This is a genomic window from Actinomycetota bacterium, from assembly GCA_005774595.1.
GTDB lineage: Bacteria > Actinomycetota > Coriobacteriia > Anaerosomatales > D1FN1-002 > D1FN1-002.
Map to the genome: position 1 here is coordinate 1 of VAUM01000242.1, position 3,067 is coordinate 3,067.

The following is a 3,067-nucleotide window of genomic DNA, read 5'->3' on the forward strand; positions in this document are numbered from 1 at the left end:
TCGGCCTACGTCTTCACCCGGAGCGGCACCACCTGGTCCCAGCAGCAGAAGCTCACCGCCGCAGACGGCGCCACGGGCGATTGGTTCGGCAGTTCGGTCGCCGTCTCCGGCGACACCGCCGTCATCGGCGCGTGGCGTGACGACGACAAGGGCACCGACTCCGGTTCGGCCTACGTCTTCACCCGGAGCGGCACCACCTGGTCCCAGCAGGCGAAGCTCACCGCCTCAGACGGCGCCGCGGGCGACGTGTTCGGCTGCTCGGTCGCCGTCTCCGGCGACACAGCCGTCGTCGGCGCGTACCGTGACGACGACAACGGCACCGACTCCGGCTCGGCCTACTTCCGCTATCTGCCGGACTACTCGACGGCAGAGGACACCACGCTGACTGTCGCTGCACCCGGTCTGCTGGCCACCGACTGGGACGCTGACGGGGACGCGCTCACCGCCTCGGTCTTCTCTCAGCCTGCCAACGGATCCGCGACCGTCAACGCCGACGGATCGTTCACCTACACGCCGAAGCGCGACTGGAGCGGAACAGACACCTTCAAGTACCGCGCGACCGACACCAGCGGCAACGCGTCCGCTGCGGCGACGGTGACTGTCACGGTGACGCCGGTGAACGACGCCCCGGTCGCGGTCGATGACCCGGGGCCGTTGGCGGCGGCGCAGAAGGCGCTCGCGAGCGACGGTGCGGCGGACGACGTCTTCGGTGCCGCCGCTTCGATCGATGGCGACACTGCCGTGATCGGAGCGTACAACGACGACGACTTCGGCTCGAACTCGGGCTCGGCCTACGTGTTCGTCAAGATCGGTGGCGTCTGGAGCCAGCAGGTCAAACTCACCGCAGCCGACGGCACCACCACCGATTACTTCGGTGCGTCGGTCGCCGTCGATGGCGATACCGCGGTGATCGGCGCGTCGGGCGACGACGACAAGGGCTCGAACTCCGGCTCGGTCTACGTATTCACCCGGAGCGGCACGACCTGGTCGCAGCAGGCGAAGATCATCGCCGCGGACGGCGCTGCCAGTGATGGATTCGGCGCTTCTCTCTCACTGTCGGGTGACACTGTGGTGATCGGTGCGTCGGGCGACGATGACAAGGGTGCTGACTCCGGCTCGGCCTACGTCTTCACGCGGGTCGGCACCACGTGGTCCCAGCAGCAGAAGCTCACCGCTTCAGATGGTGGCGCGGGGGATGCGTTCGGCTCCGGCGCGCCGACGGGTGTGACCGTCTCGGGCGACACCGCGGTGATCGGCGCATGGCGCGACGACGACCGGGCGACCGACGCCGGCGCGGCGTACGTGTTCGTGCGCTCCGGCGCCGTCTGGTCCGAGCAGGCGAAGCTCACCGCACCAGACGGTGCCGCGAGCGACTGGCTCGGCTACACGGTGGCGCTCTCCGGCGACACCGCCGTGATCGGCGCATCCGCCGATGACTCGTGGGCCGGTGCCGCGTATGTCTTCACGAGGAGCGGCACAACCTGGTCGCAGCAGGCGAAGCTGAGTGCCGGAGACGCGGCGCCAGGCGACCGGTTCGGCTGGCCGGTGGCTGTGGCGGGTGACACCGCGGTGATCGGGACGTACGCCGATGACGACAAGGGCGCCGACTCCGGTTCGGCGTACGTCTTCACGCGGTCCGGCACCACATGGAGCCAGGCCGGCAAGCTCACGGCGCCGGACGGTTCCGCAGGCGATTCGTTCGGGCTGACGGTGGCCTTCGACGGTGAGACGGCCGTGATCGGCTCGACCGGCGACGACGACAAGGGCTCGAACTCCGGCTCGGTCTACTTCCGCAGCACGCCGAACTACTCGACCGCGGAGGACGTGTCGCTGAGCGTTCCGGCGACCCAGGGGTTGCTGTTGAACGACACCGATGCGGATGGCGACGCGCTGACCGCGTCGCTCTACACGCAGGCTGCGAACGGCACGGTGACGGTGAACTCCAACGGCTCGTACACCTACACGCCGAAGCGCGACTGGAGCGGGACCGACACCTTCAGGTACCGGGCGACCGACACGAGCGGCAACGCGTCGGCGCCGGCGACGGCGACCGTGACGGTGACGCCCGTCAACGACGCTCCGGTCGCTGTCGACGACGCAGGTGCCTGCGACGAGGATGCCTCGGCGTCAGGCGACGTGCTCGACAACGACAGTGACGTGGATGGCGACGAGCTGCTCGCGTCCGTGGTCACCGGGCCGGCGCACGGTGCGCTCGATCTGGCTGCGGACGGCTCGTACACCTACACGCCGGCGGCGAACTGGAACGGCACGGACTCGTTCACCTACGAGGCGTCTGACGGCTCGTTGTCCGACGAGGCGCAAGTCACCATCTCCGTGGCACCGGTCAACGACGCCCCGGTCGCGGTCGATGACGCAGGTGCCTGCGACGAGGATGCCTCGGCGTCAGGCGACGTGCTCGACAACGACAGTGACGTGGATGGCGACGAGCTGCTCGCGTCCGTGGTCACCGGGCCGGCGCACGGTGCGCTCGATCTGGCTGCGGACGGCTCGTACACCTACACGCCGGCGGCGAACTGGAACGGCACAGACAGCTTCACCTACTCCGCGTCTGACGGATCGCTGTCCGACGAGGCGCAAGTCACCATCGTCGTGGCGCCGGTCAACGACACGCCGGTCGCTGTCGACGACGCGGGCGCGTGCGACGAGGACACGTTCGCTGTCGGCAACGTGCTCGCCAACGACTCCGACCCGGACGGTGATCCGCTCGTCGCGACGGTGGTCACCGGGCCGGCGTACGGCGCGCTCGATCTGGCCGCCGACGGCAGCTACATCTACACGCCGGCGGCGAACTGGAACGGCACCGACTCGTTCACGTACTCCGCGTCTGACGGATCGCTGTCCGACGAGGCGCAAGTCACCATCGTGGTGGCGCCGGTCAACGACACGCCGGTCGCTGTCGACGACACGGGCGCGTGCGACGAGGATGCCTCGGCGTCAGGCGACGTGCTCGACAACGACAGTGATGTGGATGGCGACGAACTGCTCGCGTCAGTGGTCACCGGGCCGGCGCACGGTGCGCTCGATCTGGCTGCGGACGGCTCGTACA

Annotated in this window: 1 protein-coding gene; it reads left to right on the top strand. The window is 69.1% G+C overall.

Going from position 1 to position 3,067, the window contains the following annotated elements:
• On the top strand, window positions 1–3,067 hold a 3,067-nt coding region (locus tag FDZ70_08560), incomplete at both ends, for a tandem-95 repeat protein (GenBank protein ID TLM72285.1).